The sequence below is a fragment of the Nocardioides okcheonensis genome (assembly GCF_020991065.1).
Classification (GTDB): Bacteria; Actinomycetota; Actinomycetes; order Propionibacteriales; family Nocardioidaceae; genus Nocardioides; species Nocardioides okcheonensis.
In genome coordinates this window covers 2,962,365-2,984,502 of sequence record NZ_CP087710.1, presented here as the reverse complement: position 1 = coordinate 2,984,502, position 22,138 = coordinate 2,962,365, and the positions used below count along the sequence as shown (strand labels likewise).

Here is a 22,138-nt window from a genome sequence, read left to right as displayed (position 1 = left end):
GTGCAGGAGCACACCTATCATCGTCGCGACTTCATCGGGCTGGGCACTGGGGGACGAGTTGAGCACGACATTGCGTGGCGGGCAGCGGCTCGACGAGCCGGAGATGCCGGGCGGGCAGATCGTCCTGCAGCCCCCGCCTGAGCTCCAGGAGGGCGAGGGCGCCGGCGGCGTGCTGATGAACGCCATCCCGATGCTCGGCAGCCTCGGCTCGATCGTGCTCGTGGCGACGATGGGCGGGGCGAACAAGAGCCGCAGCTTCCTGGCCGCCGGCATGTTCCTCTTCGCCACCCTCGGCTTCATCATCGTGCAGATCGACCGGCAGCGGAAGCAGCGCGCGCAGCAGGTCACGGGCTCGCGCACCGAGTACCTCCGCTACCTCAGCAACATCCGCAAGGTGGCCCGCGAGGCCGCCGACCAGCAGCGTCGCGCCCTCAACTGGCACCACCCCGAGCCCGAGGCGCTCCCCTCGCTCGCCGAGGACCGCACCCGCCTGTGGGAGCACACCGCCTCCGACGACAACTTCCTGCACGTGCGCTACGGCCTGTGCGCGCAGCCGCTCTCGCTGGAGCTGGTGCCGCCGGAGAGCGCGCCGGTCGACCAGGTCGACCCGGCCGCGGCCTCCGCGCTCCACCGGCTGCTCGTGGTGCACCGGCTGCAGCCGAACCTGCCGGCGTCGATCGACCTGCGCGCGTTCGACCGGATCGAGCTGTGCGGCGACGCCGAGGAGGTCCGCTCGACCGCCCGCGCGATGATCTGCTCGGCCACCGCGTTCCAGAACCCCGACCAGCTGGTCGTCGCCGTGCTGTCCTCGGAGCAGAACCTCACCCACTGGGACTGGGTCAAGTGGCTCCCCCACGCCCAGAGCCAGCGCGAGTCCGACGCGGTCGGGCCGATGCGCCTGGTGTCGACGTCGCTCGACGACCTCGGTGCGCTGCTGCCGCCCGACCTCAGCGACCGCCCCCGCTTCGGCGCCGACGAGCGCGCCGCCACGCCGCACATCCTGCTGGTCATCGACGGCGGCCACCTGCCGCCCGGCAACCACATCGTCCCGCCCGACGGCCTGCACGGCGTCACCCTCCTCGACCTCCCCAGCCGCTGGGACGAGCTCGAGGACGCCACCCGGCTGCGCCTGGAGTTCGTCGACGGGCCCGACGAGCTCGGCAAGCGCCCGGTGCGCGCGCTGCGGCTGCGCGGCGAGCCGGTCAAGGCGCTCGCCGACCAGTGCGACCTCGCGACCGCGGAGGCGTTCGCCCGCCGGATCGCGCCGCTCAAGACCGCCAGCGCCGAGGCGTCGTCGTCCGGCGGCACCGTCGACATCACCTCGACCACGCCCGACCACATGGAGCTGCTCGGCCTCGGCGACATCTTCGCCTACGACCCGGCCACCGCGTGGCGGCCACGACCGGCCCGCGACCGGCTGCGCGTCCCGATCGGCATCGGCGACTCCGGCGGCCTGATCCACCTCGACATCAAGGAGTCCGCCCAGCAGGGCATGGGCCCGCACGGCCTGGTGATCGGCGCGACGGGCTCCGGCAAGTCGGAGTTCCTCCGCACGCTCGTCCTCGGCCTGGTGATGACGCACTCGTCCGAGCAGCTCAACCTGGTGCTCGTCGACTTCAAGGGCGGCGCGACCTTCGCCGGCATGGCCGACATGCCGCACGTGTCGGCCGTCATCACCAACCTCGCCAACGAGCTCACCCTCGTCGACCGCATGCAGGACGCCCTGTCGGGCGAGATGACGCGCCGCCAGGAGCTGCTGCGCGACGCCGGCAACTACGCCTCGGTCCGCGACTACGAGAAGGCCCGCGCCAACGGCGAGCCGCTCGAGCCGATGCCGTCGCTCTTCATCGTCGTCGACGAGTTCTCCGAGATGCTGTCGGCCAAGCCGGAGTTCATCGACCTGTTCGTCGCGATCGGCCGCCTCGGCCGCTCGCTCGGACTGCACCTGCTGCTCGCCTCCCAGCGCCTGGAGGAGGGCCGGCTGCGCGGCCTGGAGTCCCACCTGTCCTACCGGGTCGGCCTGCGCACCTTCTCCGCCGGCGAGTCCCGCGCGGTCCTCGGCGTCCCGGACGCCTACGAGCTGCCCGCCGTCCCCGGCCTCGGCTACCTCAAGCCCGACCAGTCGACGCTGCTGCGGTTCAAGGCGGCGTACGTCTCCGGACCGCCGTCGAACCGCACCCGCGTCGCCCGCGACGAGGGCGGCGTCATCCGCGGCATCCTCCCGTTCACGATCTCCGAGGTGCAGTCCCTCGAGCCGCTGCGCGACGACGAGGAGGCGCCCGCGCCGACCCAGGCCGTCCAACAGCAGGGCGAGCAGCCGTCGCTGCTCGACATCGCCGTGGAGCGGATGATCGGCCAGGGCCCGGAGGCCCATCAGGTCTGGCTGCCGCCGCTCGACGTGCCCGACACCCTCGACGAGCTCATGCCCGACCTCGTCGAGCACCCCGACCTCGGCCTCACCTCGCCGCAGTGGCGCTCCGTGCCGGGCCTGGTCATCCCGCTCGGCACCGTCGACCGCCCGCGCGAGCAGCGCCGCGACACGATGACGCTCAACCTCACCGGCGCCGCCGGCCACGTGGCCGTCGTCGGCGGTCCCCGGTCGGGCAAGAGCACCCTGCTGCGCTCCATCGTGACCAGCATGGCGCTGGTGACCACGCCGCTGGAGTCGCAGTTCTTCGTCCTCGACTTCGGCGGCGGCACGTTCGCGCCGCTGACCCGCCTGCCGCACGTGTCCGGCGTCGCGACCCGCTCCGAGCCCGACGTCGTGCGCCGCGTGATGGCGGAGGTCGAGGGCATCGTCGACCGCCGCGAGGCGTACTTCCGCCAGAACGGCATCGACTCGATCGAGACCTACCGGTCGCGTCGCGCCCAGGGCCGCGCCGACGACGGGTGGGGCGACGTCTTCCTGGTGATCGACGGATGGAGCACGCTGCGCGCGGAGTTCGACGACCTCGAGATGGAGATCCAGCAGCTCGCCGCGCGCGGCCTGACCTTCGGCCTCCACATCGTGACCGCCTCGACCCGCTGGGCGGACTTCCGCGCCGCGATGCGCGACGTCTTCGGCTCCAAGCTCGAGCTGCGGCTCGGTGACCCGCTCGACTCCGAGGTCGACCGCAAGGTCGCGGCGCTGGTGCCGGTCGGGCGTCCCGGCCGCGGCCTGGTGCCGTCGAAGCTGCACTTCCTCGGCGCGCTGCCGCGCATCGACGCCAAGGGCGACCCCGACAGCCTCGGCGACGGCGTCGACGACCTGATCGACAAGGTGGCCGCGGCCTGGACCGGCCCGCAGGGCCCGAAGCTGCGCCTGCTGCCCGAGAAGGTCACCCTCGAGGCGATCCGCGAGGACGCCGTCCGCCGCCAGCTGCCGACCCGGCACCTCCTGCTCGGCATCAACGAGAAGGAGCTCGCGCCGGTCGGCCTCGACGTCGACGCCGAGCCGCACATGCTGGTCTTCGGCGACGGCCAGTCCGGCAAGAGCGCGCTGCTGCGGGCGTACGTCCACGAGGTGATGCGGACCCGGACGCCCAAGGAGGCGCAGATCGTCCTCGTCGACTACCGCCGCTCGATGCTCGGCGAGGTGCCCGACGAGTACCTCCTCAACTACCTGACGTCCGCGACGCAGGCGACGCCCACGCTCAAGGACATCGCGAGCTACCTCGAGGGCCGGATCCCCGGGCCCGACGTGACGCCCGAGCAGCTGCGCAACCGGTCGTGGTGGTCCGGCGCCGAGGTGTTCGTGGTCGTCGACGACTACGACCTCGTCGCGACCGCGCAGTCCTCACCCGTGTCGTCGCTCCAGCCGCTGATGGCGCAGGCGCGCGACGTCGGCCTGCACGTCGTGGTCGCCCGCCGCACCGGTGGCGCGTCGCGCGCGCTCTACGAGCCGGTCATCCAGTCGCTGCGCGACCTCGCGATGCCGGGCGTCATGCTCTCGGGCCCGCGCGACGAGGGCGTGCTGATCGGCAACCTGCGTCCGCAGCCTGCCCCCGAGGGCCGCGCCCGCGTCGTCACCCGCGACGGCGGCACCCAGACCGCCCAGCTCGCCTGGCTCGACCCGACGATGTGATCCGCCCGCGGGCCGCCCGCTCCCTGCCGGGCGGTGCGTGAGCCACACTTCCAGCGCCAGCAATGTGGGTGGGCCACCGCTCGAGCGCGCGTCGTACGCCGACACGCCGGCGGGCGGTGCGTGAGCCACACTTTCAGCGCCAGGAATGTGGGTGGGCCACCGCTCCCCGGGCTGGCGGCTGGCGCCCTACCGCCGGCCGCTCTTGAACATCCCGCGCGCGATCTCGCGGGCGGCGGTCCGCATGAAGTCCTTGAAGGCGGTCGACTTCACGACCGTCTCGACCATCGAGTCCTGCTCCTTCGCGGCCTTCTTCCGCGAGGCGGTGGTGACCCGCTCGTTCTTCTGCTCGCGGGCCATCTCCTGCACCCGGGCGTCCTCGGCCGCCTTGCGCGCGCCCTCCTCGAGCTTCTTCGCGAGCAGCTCGCGGGCCGACTCGCGGTCGATCGCCTCGGCGTACTTCGGGGTGAGGGGCGAGGCGGCGACCGCGGCGGCCATCGCCTCGGCCGGGGCGGCGTCCATCAGCGACTCGGGGGCGCGCAGGCGGGTCCAGGCGACCGGGGTGGGCGCACCGCGCTCGTTCATCACGGTGACCACGGCCTCGCCGATGCCCAGGCTGGTGAGGACCTGGGCGAGGTCGTCGTAGCCGCTCGTGGGATAGGTGTTGACGGTCGCCTTCAGCGCCTTGGCGTCGTTGGGGGTGTGCGCGCGGAGCTGGTGCTGCACGCGCGAGCCGAGCTGGGCGAGCACGTCGTCGGGGACGTCGGTCGGCGACTGGGTCACGAAGAAGACGCCGACGCCCTTCGAGCGGATCAGGCGGACGGTCTGGGCGACCTGGTCGAGGAAGGCGTCGGAGGCGTCGTGGAAGAGCAGGTGCGCCTCGTCGAAGAAGAAGACCAGCTTGGGCTTGTCGAGGTCACCCTCCTCCGGCAGGTCGTGGAAGAGGTCCGCGAGCAGCCACATGAGGAAGGTCGAGAACAGCGCAGGACGGTCCTGCAGGTTCGGCAGCTCCAGCAGGCTGATGATGCCGCGGCCGTCCTCGGTGGTGCGCAGGAAGTCCTTGGTGTCGAACTCCGGCTCCCCGAAGAACACGTCGGCGCCCTGCGCCTCGAACGCCACCAGCTCGCGCAGGATGACGCCGGCGGTCTGGGGAGACAGCCCGCCGATCGTCTTGAGCTCGGCCTTCCCGGCGGCGTCGGCGGTGAGGTACTGCAGGACCGCGCGCAGGTCGGCGAGGTCGAGCAGCGGCAGCCCGTGGGAGTCGCAGTAGTAGAAGACCAGGCCCAGCGAGGACTCCTGGGTCTCGTTGAGGTCGAGGACCTTGGCCAGCAGCGTCGGGCCGAAGGCGCTCATCGTCACCCGGACCGGTACGCCGGTGCCCTGGCCGCCGATCGCGTAGAGCTCGGTGGGGAACGCGGTGGCGGTCCACTCCTGTCCGACGCTCGCGGTGCGGGCGGAGAGCTTGTCGCTCGGCTCGCCCGCCACGCCCAGGCCCGACAGGTCGCCCTTGATGTCGGCGGCGAACACCGGGACGCCCTGGGCGCTGAGCTGCTCGGCGAGCAGCTGGAGGGTCTTGGTCTTGCCGGTGCCGGTGGCGCCGGCGACCAGACCGTGCCGGTTGAGCATGGCGAGCGGGATCCGGATCCGGGCGTCGCCCAGCGTCTCGGCGTCGAGCATCAGCCCGCCCAGCTCGAGCGCCGGGCCGTCGAAGCGGTAGCCCGCCGCGACCGCCTCGGAGATCGGGTCGGTGGCGCCGGGCGTGCTCCCGGAGGGGGCGGGCGTGGCCTCGGGGGTCTCCGTCATGGCGCGAGCCTAGTCAGCGGCGGCGGGCCCGACGAGGGCGTCGTTATGATCGCTCGCGTGATCTTCAAGCGGGTGGGCGTCGGCCGGCCCTACCCCGACCACGGGCTGACCTCCCGCGCCTGGGCTGACCTGCCGCCGCGGCAGGTCCGCCTCGACGAGCTGGTGACCACCAAGGACACGCTGCAGCTCGACGCGCTCCTCGACGAGGACTCGACCTTCTACGGCGACCTGTTCGCGCACGTGGTGTCGTGGCGCGGCGACCTCTACCTCGAGGACGGCCTCCACCGCGCGCTGCGCGCCGCCCTGCAGCAGCGCAGCGTGCTGCACGCCCGCGTGCACCACGCCGACGCGGGAGCGACCGGATGAGCGCCGGGCTGCGCTCGGCGCTGACCCTCGCCGTGCTCGCGCTGCTCGTGCTCGTCGGCGCGCTCTGGGGGTGGGCCGCGTTCACCGAGCCGTTCCCCGAGGACGAGCCCGTCGCGATCTGCGAGGACACCTCCGTCGACGCCGGGGCCGAGGTCCGCCGCGACCAGGTCGTGGTGAGCGTCTACAACGGCAGCGGGCGCAGCGGCCTCGCCGGGTCGACGAGCGCCGAGCTCGTCGAGCGCGGCTTCGTCGCGGGCGGCGTCGGCGACTCCCCGAAGCCGGCCGCCACCACCCAGATCTGGGCCGACGACGCCACCAACCCGGCCGTCCAGTTGGTGCGCCAGCAGTTCAAGAAGGCGAAGGTCGTGCCGGGCGACGCGCTCGGCGACGGCGTGGTCGTCGTGGTCGGCGAGAAGTTCAAGGCGCTGCGCACCAAGCAGGTCGAGTCGGTCGTCGCGGAGGCTCCCGCCACCTACTGCCGGGCGACCGGCGCCGAGTGACCGACGCCGGCCCCGCCTGACCTCGCTCAGTCGCCCTCGAACGGGCGCAGCTCCCCGGCCCACCGGGCGAGTCGGCCGTGCTGCGAGACCTGGCGCAGCCGCGCCTCGGTGGCCTCGCGCTGCTTGCGGGGGGTGACGACGACCAGGTCGTCGCCCGAGCGCAGGACCGTGCGCCGTTCCGGCACCAGCACCTCGTCGGAGCGGATCACCAGCGAGACCGACGCGCCGGCCGGCAGCCGCAGCTCGCCGACCTCGACCCCGTGCATCTTCGACGTCGGGGCGATCGTCACCTGCAGCAGGTCGGCGGCCACCCGCTCGAGCGGGGCGGCCTCGACGTCGAGCCCGCGCGGCTCCGAGCGCCGGGCGACCCGCAGCCAACGCGCGACCGCGGGCAGCGTGGGACCGGTCAGGAGCGTGTAGACCACGACCATCACGAACACGATGTCGAACAGGTCGTCGGCGCCGTCCACGCCCTCCGCCAGCGGGATGGTGGCGAGCACGATCGGGACGGCCCCGCGCAGCCCGGCCCACGAGATGAAGGCCAGGTCGCGCACGCCCATGCGCTGCACCACGCTGCTCACGACGACCGACAGCGGTCGGGCCACGAAGGTGAGCACCAGGCCGGTCACGAGTGCCTGCACGACGGTGGTGAGGTCGATCCGGCCCGGGGACAGGAGCAGGCCGAGCATCACGAACAGGCCGATCTGGGCGAGCCAGGCCACGCCCTCGGCGAACGACTTGGTCGCGACCCGGTGCGGGAGCTCGCTGTTGCCGAGGATCAGCGCCGCGACGTAGATCGCGGCGAACCCGGAGGCGTGGACGCCCGCGGCGGCGCCGTAGGCGGTGAAGGCCAGGCTCATCACGGCCAGGGGGTAGAGGCCCGAGGACGGCAGGGCGACCCGGCGCATCAGCCAGGCGCCGGCGACGCCGCAGACCACGCCGATCAGGCCGCCGGCCACGAGCTCGAAGACGATGGTGCCGGCCACCCCGAGCAGGCCGGCCTCCCCGGCCGCGCCGGTGGAGATCACGCCGACCAGGACGACCGTCGGGGCGTCGTTCAGGCCCGACTCGGCCTCGAGCGCCCCGGTGAGCCGCTTGGGCAGCGGCACGACCCGGAGGACCGAGAAGACCGCGGCGGCGTCGGTGGGCGAGCAGATCGCCCCGAGCAGGATCGCCAGCTCCCACGGCAGGCCGAGCAGCAGGTGGGCGCCGACCGCGACGACCGCGACCGACACCGCGACCCCGATCGTCGCGAGCGAGACGCCGAGGCGGATGCTGGGACGCATCTCGCGCCAGTCGGTCGTCAGACCGCCCTCGGCGAGGATGATCGCCAGCGCGCCGAACCCGAGCGCATGGGCCAGCTGGGCGTCGTCGAACGGGATCGCGAACGGCCCGCCCTCGCCGAGGAACACGCCGATCAGCAGGTAGATCAGCAGCGACGGGAGCCCGGCGACCGCCGAGACCCGCACGGCGAGGATCGCCGACAGCGTCACGACCGCACCGACCAGCACGAACGCGTCGAGCTGGTGGACGTCGAACGTCACGGACACCTCGTGCCATCGCCGGTGGACTGGTCGTGGGCACGATCCTATCGGCCCGCGGGCGCCCCTCGGCCCCCGACGGGTGCGGTGGGACGCCGACGCCGGGTCGGCGAGAATCGTCCCCCTCGGGACGACGTTTGGGAGCCCGCCCGGACGGGTAGGCGTCCACCGACGAAAGGGTGTGATCGATGTACGGCGACACAGCCGCCGGACGCAGGCGCGTGGCCCAGCTGCGCGAGCAGAGCGGTGACGTCCGGGCGCTCGCCGCCCGCCTGGTGTCACAGGCCGAGGCGGTCCCGTGGCGTGGCAAGGCCGCCGACGCGATGCGTGAGCGGGTCAAGGAGCGCGCCGCCCACCTCCGCGCCGCGGCCACCCAGCACGAGACCGCCGCCGAGTCGCTCGGCCGGCACCTCCTCGAGGTCGACGCCCTCAAGGAGGCGATCGAGGTCCGCTCGCACAAGGCCCACGCCCTCCTCGAGGACGCCCGCACCCGTGCGTCCGAGGCCGCGCCCGGCACCGAGCCCGACGCCTCCGACGCCGTGCTCCTCGCCTTCGACCCACCCCCGGCCGGCCACCAGGACTGGCTGACCGTCGAGCTCCCGGGACTCTGACATGGTGACCATCGACCTGACCACGCCACCCGCACCGCCCGCGAGCTTCCTCGACGCGATGGCCCGGCGGCTGGCCCTCACGCTGCCCGAGCTGCGGGCGGTCGCCGACCTCGCCGGCGGCGCCCCGCTCCCGTTCGACCTCACCCCGGCCGACCCCGGCTCCCACGGGGCCGGCTCGCTGTCGGGTCGGCTCGGCCAGAGCCGCGGGTCGGTGGAGGACAACGCCTACGCCGAGGCGCTGGCGTCGCTCCACGAGCCCCACGACACGCTCCGCCGCCGCGGCCTGCTGGGCGACGCGGGTCCCGACGCCGGCCTCGTCGGCGCGGTCGGCCTGCTCGCCACGCCCCAGCTGGCCCTCGACATCGACGTCGCGGCCGGCGTCACCCAGGTCAAGGCCTGGCACCGTCACAGCGACGGCGCCGTCGCCAGCCTGTCGACCTGCGACGGCATCGTCTTCGAGCTCGCGTGGTTCCCCGTCGACCAGTGGACCGCCGAGCTCGCCCGCGTGACGTCGGTGCCCGAGGACCTGGCGCTGTCGACCTCGCAGGTGCCGGCCCTCCTCGACGTCCCCTACGCGCTGGCCGACTCGGTCGGCGAGGCGCTGCGCGCCGGGCGCTCCGACCTGGTCCCGGTCCTGGTGTCGCAGGCCGACGGCGCGGTCCTCGGTGACGGCGACCCGCTCGGCGACGCCGAGGCGTCCGCCGCGGTCGCCGCGGTCCACACCGAGGGGCGCGGCCGGCTGCGGATCCTCGCCGCCGAGGTGTCCGACCGCGACACGACCTCGGTCGGCGTGGTGTCGTGGGTGCTGCTGCGCGACGGCTGGCACTCCCTGACGCCGCGCCACGACGACGACGGCCCGCGGGTCGCCGTGCGTCGCGTGGATCCCGACCACCTCGCCACGGAGCTGGCCCCCGTGCTCGCCCAGGTGACCACGTGAGCCCTCGCCGCGACCACCCCGCTCCCCCGACCCCCGACGCAACAGGTATCCCCCGATGAGCGACCTCGACATCCCCCGCACCCACGCCGACGCGCCGCCGCCCGACCAGCACGCGACGGCCGCCTCGGTGGCGGCCGACAAGTACGAGCAGATGCTGGCGCTCGCCGACCTCTTCGACGCCTCCGGCAGCGAGATGCGCACCCGGGCCCGGCTCGGCGCGGAGATCCTCGCCGACGACGACGTCGTCGACACCGCCGAGCTGTCCCGCGCGACCTGGGGCCAGGCCGAGGAGGACGTGCGCGCGGCGACCACCGGCAAGCAGGGCCTGCTGACCCGCTCGGTCGAGCTCGACGCCGACGCGCTCGTCGTCCGCGCCACCGTCCTGACCTACCGCTGGATCGACGAGCTGCAGCAGGCCGCCTACAAGACGCTCGGCTCCATCGCCGGGCGCGCCATCGGCTACCTCGCCCCCGAGGTCGCGCTGGGCGGCGCGATCGTCAGCGCCGGCCTGATCGAGACCGACGCGCTCGACCGCGAGGGCGTCACCGCGTACCTCAGCGAGCTCGCGGAGAACAACCCCGACCTGATGGACCACCTCTCCGGTGGCGGCGGCCTGCTCGACGGGCTGCACATGCGCTCGCTGCTGACGGCGGGCGTGCTGGCCACCGACCGGGGCACCCACGCCGCGCGCGGTGGCCTGCGCGCCATCGGCGTCGAGCCGTTCCCCACCGACGCGGTCTCCGCCTTCCGCGACTCGGCGGGGTCGTTCGTCGACACCGAGGAGGAGGCGCCCGAGGTCACGGCGGCCGAGTCGTCGGCGCCGCGGTCGCTGGAGGAGCTGATGACCACGCTCCTCGCCGAGGACCGGCGGATCAGCGTGCAGCGCGTCGGCGCCGGCCGCTACATCGCCTACCTCCCCGGCACGTCCGGCCCCGACTCCGGCCGGCTGCGCCTGGTGGGGGCCGACCCGTCGACCTCGGCGGCGCAGGTCGTCCGGGCGATCGAGAAGGCGCTCGCCGAGGACGACGACGACGCCCGCGTGATGCTCGTCGGCGCCGCCGCCGGCGGCACCCTGGCCGCGGAGATCGCCGCGTCGGTGAGCTCGTCGCGCTTCGTCATCGACCAGGTCGTCACCGCGGGCGCGCCGTCCGCGCAGGTGCCCCGGATCCCCGACGCCACCCGGGTGCTGTCGCTCGAGGACCGCTCCGACCCCGTCGCGCTGCTGGGCTCGCTCATCAACGCGGCCATCCCCAACCGGCTGACCGTGGTCTTCGACGGCGCCGGCCAGGACGCGGCCCACCTCTACGTCGCCGGCGCCCGGGCGGCCGACAGCGCCGAGCACCCGGAGCTGCGGGCCGAGATCAGCCGGATGCAGGAGCTCGGCTACCTCGTCGGCTGAGCCCCGCCGGGTCCCGCTCCACGGGGTCAGGCGATGCCGTGCACGAACTCGCCGAGCTGGGCCAGGCTGCGGCACTCCAGCATCGGCAGCAGCTCGGCGTAGCGGTCCGCGGCGCTGTCGCCGGTCCCCCAGTGCCGCGGGTGCTCGGGGTTGAGCCACCACGCGTGCCGCGCGCGGCCGACCAGGTCGGCGAGCACGGGGAGCGCGAGGTCGCTGTGGTTGGACCGCCCGTCGCCGAGCACCAGCAGCGACGTGCGGGGGCCGACGGCGTCGCCGTGGGACTCGGCGAACCGGGTCAGGGCCCGCCCGTAGCTCGTGCGCCCCCACATCGACGCGTGGGCAGTGCTCGCGGCGAGGCCCTCCATCACCTCGACCACGTCCGCGCCCGGCCGGAACCGGTCGGTGACCTCGACCACGTCGTCGACGAAGGTGAAGGCGCGGACCCCGCCGAACGCCTCGCGCAGCGCGTAGACCAGCAGCAGCGTGAACTGCGCGAAGCTCGCCACCGAACCGCTGACGTCGCAGAGGACGACCAGGTCCGTGCGGTGCGGCCGGCGCGGCCGGTGGTGGGTGGTGAGCGGCACGCCGCCGGTCGCGATCGAGGCGCGCACGGTGCGGCGTACGTCGAGCGGGCCGCGGCGCCGCGCGTGCTGCTCCTTGGCCAGCCGGGCGGCCAGCCGGCGGGCGAGGGGGTAGACCTCGCGGCGCATCTCCTCGAGGTCGGTGCGCCGCGCGGCGAGGAAGTCGAGCCGGTCGATGGTCGGGCGGACGGTGGCGTCGACGATGTGGGCCGGCCCCTTCTCCTCCGCGATCCGGCGGCGGGCGTCGCCCTCGACCAGCCGGGTGAAGTCGCCGATGCGGCGCGCGGCGGTCCGCCGCGCCTGCTCGGGGTCGACGCCGCGGCCCAGCAATGCCTGCACCAGCCGGTCGGCCAGCTCGGCGGGGGCGACCCGCTGGAGCGAGGTGTAGGCCGACCAGCTCGACAGCCCGGGACCGCGCCCGGGCATCGCGCCGAACCGGGCGACGGCGTCGACGGCGAGGTCCTGCAGCGCGGACGGGTCCCCGGAGGCGAGCGCCTCGGCCAGCGCCTCGCGGAACTGCGCGAGGTCGGAGCCCGAGTCGCGCACCGGTGAACGGTCCGCCCCGTCCCCCGGCGCGTCGTCGCTCGCCGCGCGGGCGCCGTCGCCGACCAGCCGGGGGAAGTAGACGTCGAAGACCGCGTCGAAGGTGACCCGCTGCGGCTGGCGCTTGACCAGCGTCGCGGCGTAGGCGGCGCGGACCGTCTCGCGGTCGTGCCAGCTGACCTGCTCCAGCGCCGCGATCGCGTCGAGCCCCTCGGCCAGCGACACCGGCAGCCCGGCGCCGCGCAGCGCCTCCACGAAGCCGATGTGGGTGTCGAGCAGGCTCACCGTCCGCTCACCTCGACGCCAGCTTGAGCTCCCGCTGCGCCCGCTGCTGGTCCGAGGCGTGCTTGAGCACGACGCCCAGCGTCCGCGCGACGACGTCCTCGTCGAGGTCGCCGACCTGCAGCGCGACCAGCGTGCGCGCCCAGTCGACGGACTCCGCGATCGACGGGGCCTTCTTGAGCTCGAGCTCGCGCAGGCGCACCACGACGTCGACGAGCTGCGCGACGACCCGGTCGTCGAGCCCCGGGACCTGGCTGGTGACGATCTCGCGCTCGCGCTCGGCGGACGGGTAGTCGAGGTGCAGGAACAGGCAGCGCCGCTTGACCGCCTCCGACAGCTCGCGGCTGGCGTTGGAGGTGAGGACGACGAACGGGCGGCGGGTGGCGGTGACCGTGCCGAGCTCGGGGATCGTCACCTGGAAGTCGCTGAGCACCTCGAGCAGCAGCCCCTCGACCTCGATGTCGGTCTTGTCGACCTCGTCGACGAGCAGCACGGTGGGCTCCTCGCGGCGGATCGCCCCCAGCAGCGGCCGGGTGAGCAGGAACTCCTCGGTGAAGATGTCGTCGTGGGTCTCGCTCCACGACGACCCGTCGCCGCTGGCCTGGATCCGGAGCAGCTGCTTCTTGTAGTTCCACTCGTAGAGCGCCCGCGCCTCGTCGAGGCCCTCGTAGCACTGCAGCCGGACCAGCTCGGCCCCCGCGGCCCGCGCGACCGCCTTCGCGAGCTCGGTCTTGCCGACCCCGGCCGGCCCCTCCACCAGCAGCGGCTTCTCCAGCGCGCCCGCGAGGTACGCCGTGAGCGCCGTCGCGTCGTCGGTGAGGTAGCCGGCGGACCGCAGCCGGGCGGTCGCGTCGGCCGGGGAGGAGAACCAGGTCGTCGTCACGCAGAGGGGGCGGGATTCGAACCCGCGGTAGGTCTCCCTACGACCGCTTTCAAGGCGGTTCCGATCGGCCGCTCCGGCACCCCTCCTCGTACGGCGCCGTGGCACCGCACGTGGCCGGACTCTACCGGGGCCGTGCGGCGCGGGGCCGGACGCCGTGGGAAAATCGGGGGGTGACGACCGAGACCCCCACCGTCTACCGCCTCGCCCCCGCCGTCGCGGCGCGCCTGCTCGGCCTCGTCCTGGTGGCGGTCGCGGTGCTGATCCTGGTCTGCACGCTCGCCATCGCCGTGCTGGACCTGCACACCGCCTTCCTGCTGGTGCCCGTCGCGCTCACCGTCGCGGTGCTGGCGGCGAACTGGTGGGCCTGGCGCGAGAAGGGCTGGGTGGCGCGGTTCACCGGCGAGGGCTACCGGGTCCAGTGGGTGCGGGGCGTCGGCGCGGCGTCGGGTCGGTGGAAGGACGTCGAGGACGCGGTCACCACCACCGTCGCGGACGCGCCGGTGGTCGTGCTGCGCCTGCGCGACGGCCGGACCACCACGATCCCGGTCGAGATGCTCGCGGTGGACCGCGAGTCGTTCGTGCGCGACGTCCAGCAGCACCTCCAGCGTGGACACGGGCTCACCAAGTTCTGACCTGATTCGGCGCCGGGGCGCCGGGCCTTGTAACCTTCGTTGCGCCCGGTGCATGCCGGGCATGGAGGCGTCGCCTAGTCCGGTCTATGGCGCCCGCCTGCTAAGCGGGTTTGGGGCTAAAACCCCATCGAGGGTTCAAATCCCTCCGCCTCCGCCGCCGGTCGGCCCCCTGCCCGCAGGGGGCCGATCGTCATTCCCGGGCACTGTTTTGCAGGATCGTGCATTGCACAGACCTGCAGACGCATCGACATGACGGGGTCCGAGGACCTGGGGGATGATGGGACGGTCATCCCCTGTGACACATGACAACGAGGTGAAAGCCAACATGACCCCAGTTCGCCGCATCGCAGCCGCCGTTCTCGTGGCCGCCCTGGGCACCGGCATCGTCGGTCTCGGGACCGCTCCCGCCAACGCCGACTACAGCTGGGGCACGAAGATCAAGGTTCCCCGCTGACCGACGTGCCATGATGGGCACGCAGTGAAGAGCTGAGACACGGACCCCCTCAACCCCCCACGAGTCTGGTCCGGCTGGCCTCCCCCACAGGCCCGTCTCGGCATTCGAGGGCAGCAGCTCACCCAGAGCTGCTGCCCTCGATCCTTGTCCGGACGACCGACGAGCCCGTCTCAGACGTCCGGGGCGTCGGCCTCGCGACCGGAGATCCCGCGCTTGCCCATCTCGTAGCCGAGCTGGAAGCGGGTCTCCACCTCGAACTCGCTCTTGAGGTCGGCGACGTAGCCGGCGTAGGTCCGAGGGCTCACCCCGAGGCGCTTGGCGCCCGCCGGGTCGGCCCGGCCCTCGAGCAGCATCCGGATGGTCATCGCGCGCTGCTCCGCCGCGATGTCGCGCATCAGGGACGACTCGCTGCTGGTGAACGGACGGGCGCGCTCCCAGTGCCGCTCGAACATGTCGACGAGGTAGGACACCATCGACGGCTCGCTGATCACCATCGCCGCGTTGAGTCCCTCGTGGCTCGGGATGACCGCGATCCGCCGGTCGACGACGATCAGCCGGTTGAAGAACTCGTCGAGGGTCCGCACCTCGGCGCCCGCGGCCGTCACCGCGGCGACGTACTTGCGGGTGTCGGTGCCGCGACGGGCGGCGTGCTGGTAGAGGGTGCGCATCCTCACGCCGCGCTTGAGCAGGGCGATCTCGCGGGCGGACACCTCCGTCAGCTGCTTGACCCCGCGCCGGTCCTGCGGCTGGGCGCTGAGCAGCTCCTCCTCGGAGTCCGCGACCATCGACTCGAGGAAGGTCCGGATGGTCGCGGCGCCGCGGATCTCGGTGAACGGGCCGCCGACCGCGCTGGGCGAGCGCCGCCAGGCGTGGGACAGGGAGCTGAACGCCTGGGCCCAGTGGGCGGACTCGGCGATCAGCTCCGCGCCCTGCTGGCCCAGCGGGGCCACGACACGCGCCTGCACGGCTGCGGGGTCGACGGCGCGCCAGCTGGTGCCGTCATCGCTCTGGACGACCAGACCGACCTCGGTGAGCAGCTCGAAGGCCTCGCGCAGCTCGCCGCGCCTGCCGATGCGGCGGTCGGTCGCGCTGATCCCTCCCGAGGTGACGATCTCCTCGTAGAGCGGCGCGGACCTCTCCTCGAAGACCGCGCGCTCGTGCTGCCCCAGGGGCATGACCCACCTCCACTCCCCCCGTCAGTCCCAGTGTGAGGATGGTGCCACACCCGCCCCACCGGACACGGGTGGAACGACGCCGACCTGCCCCCGGACGGATCGGGGACAGGTCGGCGGTCGACGGGCGGCGGCTCAGGCGTCCAGGCGCGCCTTCAGCGTGTCGAGCTCGCTCCACAGGACGGCGGGGAGGTCGTCGCCGAACTTCTCGAACCACTCCTCGATCTGCGGGATCTCGGCCTTCCACTCGGCGGCGTCGACCGCGAGCGCCTGGGCGAGCTGCTCCTCGGTGACGTCGAGGCCGTCGATGTCGAGCGAGCCCGGCGCCGGCACGTGGCCGATCGGGGTCTCCACCGCGGCCGCCTGGCCGTCGATGCGCTCGATGACCCACTTGAGGACCCGGCTGTTCTCGCCGAACCCGGGCCACAGGAAGTCGCCGTCGTCGCCGCGGCGGAACCAGTTGACGTAGAAGATCCGCGGCAGCTTGGCGGCGTCGTGGTCCTTGCCGACGTTGATCCAGTGGCCGAAGTAGTCGCCGGCGTTGTAGCCGATGAACGGCAGCATCGCCATCGGGTCGCGGCGCACCACGCCGACGGCGCCGACGGCGGCCGCGGTGGTCTCCGACGACAGCGTGGCGCCCATGAAGGTGCCGTGGTTCCAGTCGCGGGCCTCGGTGACGAGCGGGATCGTGGTCTTGCGGCGACCGCCGAAGAGGATCGCGTCGATCGGCACGCCGCGCGGGTCGTCGTACTCGTCGGCGAGGATCGAGCACTGCTTGATCGGCGTGCAGTAGCGGCTGTTGGCGTGGCTGGAGAGCTCGTCGGACTCCGGGGTCCAGGGCTCGCCCTTCCAGCTCGTGGCCTCGGCCGGGGTGTTCTCCAGGCCCTCCCACCAGACGTTGCCGTCGGGGGTGAGCGCGACGTTGGTGAAGACCGAGTTGCCCTTGCGGATGGTCTCCATCGCGTACGGGTTGGTGTGCTCGTTGGTGCCCGGGGCGACGCCGAAGAAGCCGTACTCGGGGTTGACGGCCCACAGCCGGCCGTCCTCGCCGATGCGCATCCACGCGATGTCGTCGCCGATCGCCTCGACGGTCCAGCCGGGGACGGTGGGCTTGAGCATCGCGAGGTTGGTCTTGCCGCAGGCGCTCGGGAAGGCCGCGGCGACGTACTTGGTCACGCCCTGCGGCGAGGTGAGCTTGAGGATGAGCATGTGCTCGGCCAGCCAGCCCTCGTCGCGCGCCATGACCGACGCGATGCGCAGGGCGTAGCACTTCTTGCCGAGCAGGGCGTTGCCGCCGTAGCCCGAGCCGAAGCTCCAGATCATCCGCTCCTCGGGGAACTGGACGATGTACTTGGTGTCGTTGCACGGCCACGCCACGTCGGCCTGGCCGGGCTCGAGCGGCATGCCGACCGAGTGCAGCGCCGGCACCCACTGGGGGTCGTGGCCGGCAGCGGTCAGCTCCTCGATGCGGCGCAGCACCTCGGTGCCCATCCGCGCCATCACGCGCATCGACACGGTGACGTAGGCCGAGTCGGTGACCTCGATGCCGAACATCGGCTTCTCGGCGTCGAGGTGGCCCATGACGAAGGGGATGACGTACATCGTGCGGCCCCGCATGCAGCCGGCGTAGAGCCCGCGCATCAGGTCCTTCATCTGCGCGGGGTCCATCCAGTTGTTGGTCGGACCCGCGTCGCGCTCGTCGACCGAGCAGATGTAGGTGCGGTCCTCGACGCGCGCCACGTCGGTGGGGTCGGACGCCGCGTGGAACGAGTTGGGCATCACGTCCGGGTTGAGCCGGGTGAAGGTGCCGGTGGCCTCGAGCGAGGCGGTCAGCTCCGCCCACTCCTCGTCGGAGCCCGTGCACCAGTGGATGCGGTCGGGCTGGGTGAGCTCGGCGACCTCGGCGACCCACGCGAGGATGGCCTCGTGGGTGGTCGGCGGGGTCGTCTGCGTGTCGATCGTTGCGGTCATGACCGGTTCCTTCAGCATTCGTCGCGGGTGGTTCGCGCGGCCTCGTTGTCGGCGACTTGCGCCGGACGCTAGCCCGTGCCCCGGGGGCCACCTATTGGATCGATCACAGACGTGTGACCTGCGTCTCCACCCCCCGGAAAACCGCCTGACTTGGGCTTTTCCGGTGCGCAAGTGGGTTCCGCAGGGGCTGCTTTCGGCCTCTGCGGGACCCTCACGACGAGGGCCTCAGCCGGCCCGCTGGGCCGTCCCGCCCGGGGCGAGGAGGAACGACGAGACGAACTCGTCGTAGGCCGCGGGCCGCCCGATCAGGTAGCCCTGGGCGAGGTCGACGCCCTCCTCGCGGCACACCTCGAGGATGGCCGGCTCCGAGACGAACTCGGCGACCGTGCGCTTGCCGAGGTCGCGGGCGATGCCGACGATCGAGCGCATGATCGTGCGGTCGACCGACGACTCGTGGACGTGGGCGACGAACTCGCCGTCGATCTTCACGTAGTCGAAGAACAGGTGCTTGAGGTAGTAGAAGGACCCGAAGCCCGCGCCGAAGTCGTCGAGCGCGAACGCGCACCCGAGCTGGGTCATCCGGGCGGCGAAGTCGCGGGCCAGGGCCACGTCGGCCACGGCCGCGGTCTCGGTGATCTCGAGGATCAGCGCCGACGGGTCGACCCCGTGCCGCGACAGCGAGTCGACGATCGCCTGCTCGATCTCCGGGTTGCCGATCGAGTGCCCGGACAGGTTGACCTCGAGGCGGAACCCCGGGTCGTGCTCGGCCCGGATGCGGGCGAGCAGGGCGAGGCTGCGGTCGACCACCCAGGCGTCGACCTGCGGCATCAGCCCGACCCGCTCGGCGATGTAGACGAAGCGCGAGGGCGGGACCAGCTCGTCGTCCTCGCGCAGGCGCAGCAGCACCTCGGCCGAGCGGATCCGGCCGTCCGCGATGTCCATGATCGGCTGCAGGTGCAGCTCGAAGCGGTCGTGCTCCAGCGCCTCCTCGATCCGGCTCTGCCAGTGCAGCCGGGCCGCCGCCCGCGGGCCGCGGGTGTCGCCCTCGGAGAGCAGCGCGACCTGGTTGCGGCCGGCCTCCTTGGCGTCGTACATCGTCATGTCGGCCAGCGCCAGGATGTCCGAGGAGTGCTCGGTGGCGGCGCGGAAGGTGACCGCGCCGACGCTCGCGGTGACCCGGCGGCCGACGCCGTCGAGCGTCGCGGCGTGCGCGCCGACGCGCTGGACGACGAGCTCGGCCACCCGGCGGGTGGCCGCCTCGTCGGCGTCGGTGAGCAGGATGGCGAACTCGTCGCCGCCCAGGCGCGCGACCACGTCGGTGCTGCGGATCGAGCGTCGCAGCAGCCCGGCGATGGTGATGAGCAGCTCGTCGCCGGCGTTGTGGCCGAGCGAGTCGTTGACCTGCTTGAAGTTGTCGAGGTCGAGCAGCAGCAGGGCACCGTTGGCACCGCTGCGCTGGCAGCGGTCGAGGTGGCGCTCGAGCTCGCTCTCGAAGCGGCGACGGTTGGCCAGGCCGGTGAGCACGTCGTGGTCGGCGAGGTGGGCCAGCCGGTCGAGGTAGCGCCGGCGCTCGGACATGTCCACCACGTTGATCATCGTGATGTGGCCGAGGTCGGCGTCGCTGACGAGCGTGCTGCTGAGCGAGACGTGGACGTCGTTGCCGCCCGAGTCGCGCAGCCGGCACTCGGTCTCCAGGGACTCGCCGCGGACCAGGTCGACGACCCGACCGAGGTGGTCGTCGATGCGGTCCTCCCCGGGCGTCTCGAACGCACTGAGGCGGTGCCCGACCATCTCGGGCGGGTCGAGGCCCAGGATCACGGCCATGGAGACGTTGACCCGCACCACGGTGCCCTCGCTGTCGAGCAGGGCGACGCCGTGCGGGGCGTCGTCGAAGAGTCGCTCGGCGCGGGCGGTCGCGACGCGCGCGCGCCGGGTCTGGCGGGCGAGGTCGCGCACCACGCGGTGCAGGACCGGGGCGACGATGACGGAGATCGCACCCCACATCAGCACCCGGCGCCAGTCGCCCAGCGCGTAGTCGGGAGGTCCGAGGACCAGCATCGGCAGGGCAAGCGTCGCCACCGCGAGCGCGCTGGCCACCCAGAGCTGGCGCAGGGTCCCGGTGACCGCGAGCCAGAGGATCGGCAGCAGGAGCAGCGCCGTCATGCCCGAGGCGGAGCCGCCGCGTCCGGCGCCGGCGGCGTCGTTGACGAGCCCGGCGTAGGGGAAGAGGAGGTAGGCCGCGAGCGGGTCGAGCCACCCCAGGTCGGGGCGTCGGCGGCCGAGGGCGAAGACCAGTGCCGATGCCGCCAGGGTCAGCGCGGCCAGGGCGGGCACCCACCACGGGCGCTCGTACGGCGGCAGCACGACCGTCAGCAGGCCGATGGCCGCCACGATGCCGAACGGCACCGCGAGCGCGGTCGTACCCCGCGCGAGGTCGGCGCTCGCCAGCCTCACGATGTTCTCGGGATGGTCACGTCGCACCACGAAAGGGTAACGACGCACGGCGCGCCCGGGGGCGGAATCACTCGTTCTCGAGGTCGGCCGCCACCCGGCGGTGTGCCTCCCAGATCTCCTCGGGCATCCGCTCGAACTGGGCGAGGTGCTCCTCGCGGAAGCCCATCTCCTGCCGCCAGCGCTCGGTGTCGATGGTGAGGATCCGCTCGAGGTCCTCGGCCGGCACGTCCATCCCGACCAGGTCGAGCTCCTCCTCGGTGGGCAGGATGCCGACGGCCGTACGACGCCCCTCGACCTCGCCGTTGCGCAGCTGGAGCAGCCACAGCAGCGGGCGGAGGTTGTCGCGGTAGCCCGGCCACAGGAAGTGGCCGTCCTCGGCGTCGCGCTGGAACCAGTTGACGTGGGCGAAGATCGGCTGGTCGGTGGCCGCGCCGACCACGTCGAGGTAGTGGCGGGCGTAGTCGCCCTCGCCGTAGGCCATGAACGGCCGGTTGGACATCGGGTCGTAGCGCAGCTGGCCGTCGACGCCCTCCGCGGCGAAGGTGGCCTCGGCGCCGAGGGTGAGCCCGTCGTAGACACCCTCCGCCAGGTCGGTGATCGCCCGGATCAGCGGCTCGCGGTCGCGGGTGCGGCCGCCGAAGATGATCGCGTCGATCGGCACCCCGACCGGGTCGTCGTAGTCGGCGGCGACGTTGGGCACGTTGGCCAGGGTGGTGGTGAACCGGCTGTTCGGGTGGGCCCACGCGGCGGTGTCGTTGTCCTTGCGGTCGGCCAGCGGCGCGCCCGTCCAGTCGAGCCAGCCCTTGACGTCGGTGGGCGGCTTCGGGGTCCGCCCCTCCCACCACACCTCGCCGGTGGTCGGGTTGTGGGCGACGTTGGTGAAGATGCAGTCGGTGCCCTCGGCGATCGAGGCCAGCGCGTTGGGGTTGGTCTTCTCGTTGGTGTCCTTCGCGACGCCGAAGACGCCGTACTCCGGATTCATGCCCATCAGCCGGCCGGTCTTCTCGTCGACCCACAGCCAGGCGATGTCGTCGCCGTAGAACGACACGTGGTAGCGGTCGCCGAGCGCGTCGGGGGCCGCCATCATCGCCAGGTTGGTCTTGCCGGAGGCGCTGGGGAAGCCGCCGCAGACGTGGTACGTCCTCCCGGTCTCCTTGTCGTGGATGCCGATGAGCATGTACTGCTCGGCCAGGAACTTCCTGCTCGCCCACCCGTCGTACGCCCCCTGGCGCAGGCCGTGGGCGATCTTGCCGAGCAGCGCGTTGCCGCCGTAGGACGAGCCGAAGTGCAGGATCGTGCGCTCGTCGGCGACGGTGACGAAGTAGCGCTGGTCGTCGGGGGTGCCCTGGCCGAGGTTCTCGAGGTCGCCGGTGACGTGGACGGCGCGCACGAACGAGTCGGGGTCCTCGAGGTCGTTGACGAACTGCACGCCGACGCGCGCCATCCGGATCATGTGCAGCACCACGGTGCGGGTGTCGGTCAGCTCGACGCCGGCCGCCCACGGCGCGAGCGGGTTGCCGGGAGGCGCCATCAGGTAGGGGACGACGTACATCGTCTTGCCCTCGGACGCGCCGCGCATCCGGTCGTGCAGCATCGGCTTCATCTCCGAGGCCGGGCGCCAGTTGTTGTAGACGCCGCGGTCCTTCTCGTCGTTCGTCGCGACGATGGTCCGCTCCTCGGAGCGGGCGGTGTCCTTGTGATAGCTGCGGGAGTAGTAGCGCCCCTCCCCGGCGCGCTGGAGCTCGCCCGTCCGGACCGCCTCCTCGAGCAGCCGCGCGTCGTCGGAGGCGTTGACCACCTCGACGTGCTCGGCGCCGGTGAGCTCGGCGTACTCCTTGACGAACTCGCGGACACGGGGGTTCGTCAGCCCGGCCTCGTCCAGGACTGCCTCGAGATCTGCCATCGCGCTGCCTCTCTTCGGTGGGGTGCTAGGCACCCTAGGCCACGGT

The 22,138-nt window shown here is 72.8% G+C and carries 16 protein-coding genes and 2 tRNA genes; 9 read left to right on the top strand and 9 right to left on the bottom strand.

The features are described 5' to 3' along the window. The first annotated feature begins 58 nt into the window (after positions 1–58). Positions 59–4,063, top strand: coding sequence for a type VII secretion protein EccCa (eccCa, locus tag LN652_RS14515; RefSeq protein WP_230441325.1), 4,005 nt, complete (start codon positions 59–61; stop codon positions 4,061–4,063). Between the two features lie 186 nt (positions 4,064–4,249). On the opposite strand, the gene LN652_RS14510 is transcribed toward eccCa, so the two are convergent. Continuing rightward, positions 4,250–5,863: a helicase HerA-like domain-containing protein gene (locus tag LN652_RS14510; protein WP_230441324.1), complete on the bottom strand. Its 1,614-nt coding sequence runs from the start codon at positions 5,861–5,863 to the stop codon at positions 4,250–4,252. A gap of 57 nt (positions 5,864–5,920) precedes the next feature. Here LN652_RS14510 and LN652_RS14505 point away from each other — a divergent pair, with 57 nt between their 5' ends. Beyond that, complete coding sequence (locus LN652_RS14505) at positions 5,921–6,229, top strand: type II toxin-antitoxin system VapB family antitoxin (protein ID WP_230441323.1); 309 nt, start codon at positions 5,921–5,923, stop codon at positions 6,227–6,229. After that, entirely contained in the window at positions 6,226–6,729 is a 504-nt protein-coding gene (locus LN652_RS14500; protein ID WP_230441322.1) for a LytR C-terminal domain-containing protein, read from the top strand. Before LN652_RS14505 ends, LN652_RS14500 begins: the two co-directional genes overlap by 4 nt. A gap of 26 nt (positions 6,730–6,755) precedes the next feature. Here the strand turns inward: LN652_RS14500 and LN652_RS14495 are convergent, their stop codons facing one another. Further along, positions 6,756–8,273 carry a potassium/proton antiporter gene (locus LN652_RS14495; RefSeq protein WP_230441321.1) on the bottom strand — a complete coding sequence of 506 codons (1,518 nt, stop codon included), beginning with the start codon at positions 8,271–8,273 and terminating at the stop codon, positions 6,756–6,758. A gap of 185 nt (positions 8,274–8,458) precedes the next feature. Between LN652_RS14495 and LN652_RS14490 the strand changes: the two genes are divergently transcribed. From LN652_RS14490 to LN652_RS14480, 3 genes are read left to right on the top strand one after another with little or no spacing between them, the layout of a single operon-like run. Next, a complete protein-coding gene (locus tag LN652_RS14490) occupies positions 8,459–8,881 on the top strand; it encodes a hypothetical protein (RefSeq protein ID WP_230441320.1) in 423 nt (140 codons plus the stop codon). A gap of 4 nt (positions 8,882–8,885) precedes the next feature. Then, positions 8,886–9,818, top strand: a complete 933-nt coding sequence (locus tag LN652_RS14485; protein WP_230441319.1) for a hypothetical protein — start codon at positions 8,886–8,888, stop codon at positions 9,816–9,818. Positions 9,819–9,873: 55 nt separating this feature from the next. Next, positions 9,874–11,217: a hypothetical protein gene (locus tag LN652_RS14480; RefSeq protein WP_230441318.1), complete on the top strand. Its 1,344-nt coding sequence runs from the start codon at positions 9,874–9,876 to the stop codon at positions 11,215–11,217. A gap of 26 nt (positions 11,218–11,243) precedes the next feature. Here LN652_RS14480 and LN652_RS14475 read toward each other — a convergent pair whose 3' ends face one another. The 3 genes from LN652_RS14475 to LN652_RS14465 form a co-directional block, all read right to left on the bottom strand. Next, positions 11,244–12,626: a VWA domain-containing protein gene (locus LN652_RS14475; protein ID WP_230441317.1), complete on the bottom strand. Its 1,383-nt coding sequence runs from the start codon at positions 12,624–12,626 to the stop codon at positions 11,244–11,246. Positions 12,627–12,633: 7 nt separating this feature from the next. Next, positions 12,634–13,506 (bottom strand): AAA family ATPase, encoded by an 873-nt coding sequence (locus LN652_RS14470; protein ID WP_230441316.1) that lies wholly within the window; start codon positions 13,504–13,506, stop codon positions 12,634–12,636. Position 13,507: 1 nt separating this feature from the next. Next, a tRNA-Ser gene (locus LN652_RS14465) sits at positions 13,508–13,592 on the bottom strand. A gap of 84 nt (positions 13,593–13,676) precedes the next feature. Here LN652_RS14465 and LN652_RS14460 point away from each other — a divergent pair. From LN652_RS14460 to LN652_RS21945, 3 genes are all read left to right on the top strand, one after another. After that, on the top strand, positions 13,677–14,138 hold the full coding sequence (locus LN652_RS14460; protein ID WP_230441315.1) for a hypothetical protein: 462 nt from the start codon (positions 13,677–13,679) through the stop codon (positions 14,136–14,138). 63 nt (positions 14,139–14,201) lie between these two features. Continuing rightward, positions 14,202–14,292 (top strand) — tRNA-Ser (locus tag LN652_RS14455). Between the two features lie 171 nt (positions 14,293–14,463). Continuing rightward, positions 14,464–14,592, top strand: a complete 129-nt coding sequence (locus tag LN652_RS21945) for a hypothetical protein (RefSeq protein ID WP_268932184.1) — start codon at positions 14,464–14,466, stop codon at positions 14,590–14,592. A 170-nt stretch (positions 14,593–14,762) separates the two neighbouring features. Here LN652_RS21945 and LN652_RS14450 read toward each other — a convergent pair whose 3' ends face one another. From LN652_RS14450 to LN652_RS14435, 4 genes are all read right to left on the bottom strand, one after another. After that, positions 14,763–15,767, bottom strand: a complete 1,005-nt coding sequence (locus tag LN652_RS14450; RefSeq protein WP_230441314.1) for a TrmB family transcriptional regulator — start codon at positions 15,765–15,767, stop codon at positions 14,763–14,765. Positions 15,768–15,899: 132 nt separating this feature from the next. Further along, positions 15,900–17,735 (bottom strand): phosphoenolpyruvate carboxykinase (GTP), encoded by a 1,836-nt coding sequence (locus LN652_RS14445; RefSeq protein ID WP_230441313.1) that lies wholly within the window; start codon positions 17,733–17,735, stop codon positions 15,900–15,902. Positions 17,736–17,960: 225 nt separating this feature from the next. Then, a complete protein-coding gene (locus tag LN652_RS14440) occupies positions 17,961–20,216 on the bottom strand; it encodes a putative bifunctional diguanylate cyclase/phosphodiesterase (protein ID WP_268932183.1) in 2,256 nt (751 codons plus the stop codon). 40 nt (positions 20,217–20,256) lie between these two features. Next, positions 20,257–22,092, bottom strand: a complete 1,836-nt coding sequence (locus LN652_RS14435) for a phosphoenolpyruvate carboxykinase (GTP) (RefSeq protein ID WP_230441312.1) — start codon at positions 22,090–22,092, stop codon at positions 20,257–20,259. Between the last annotated feature and the right edge of the window lie 46 nt (positions 22,093–22,138).

Bases quoted from the DNA above. Each gene is read 5' to 3' on its own strand.
- LN652_RS14510 (WP_230441324.1), bottom strand. From the start codon at position 5,863: ATGACGGAGACCCCCGAGGCCACGCCCGCCCCCTCCGGGAGCACGCCC.
- LN652_RS14500 (WP_230441322.1), top strand. From the start codon at position 6,226: ATGAGCGCCGGGCTGCGCTCGGCGCTGACCCTCGCCGTGCTCGCGCTG.
- LN652_RS14490 (WP_230441320.1), top strand. From the start codon at position 8,459: ATGTACGGCGACACAGCCGCCGGACGCAGGCGCGTGGCCCAGCTGCGC.
- LN652_RS14480 (WP_230441318.1), top strand. From the start codon at position 9,874: ATGAGCGACCTCGACATCCCCCGCACCCACGCCGACGCGCCGCCGCCC.
- LN652_RS21945 (WP_268932184.1), top strand. From the start codon at position 14,464: ATGACCCCAGTTCGCCGCATCGCAGCCGCCGTTCTCGTGGCCGCCCTG.
- LN652_RS14450 (WP_230441314.1), bottom strand. From the start codon at position 15,767: ATGCCCCTGGGGCAGCACGAGCGCGCGGTCTTCGAGGAGAGGTCCGCG.
- LN652_RS14445 (WP_230441313.1), bottom strand. From the start codon at position 17,735: ATGACCGCAACGATCGACACGCAGACGACCCCGCCGACCACCCACGAG.
- LN652_RS14435 (WP_230441312.1), bottom strand. From the start codon at position 22,092: ATGGCAGATCTCGAGGCAGTCCTGGACGAGGCCGGGCTGACGAACCCC.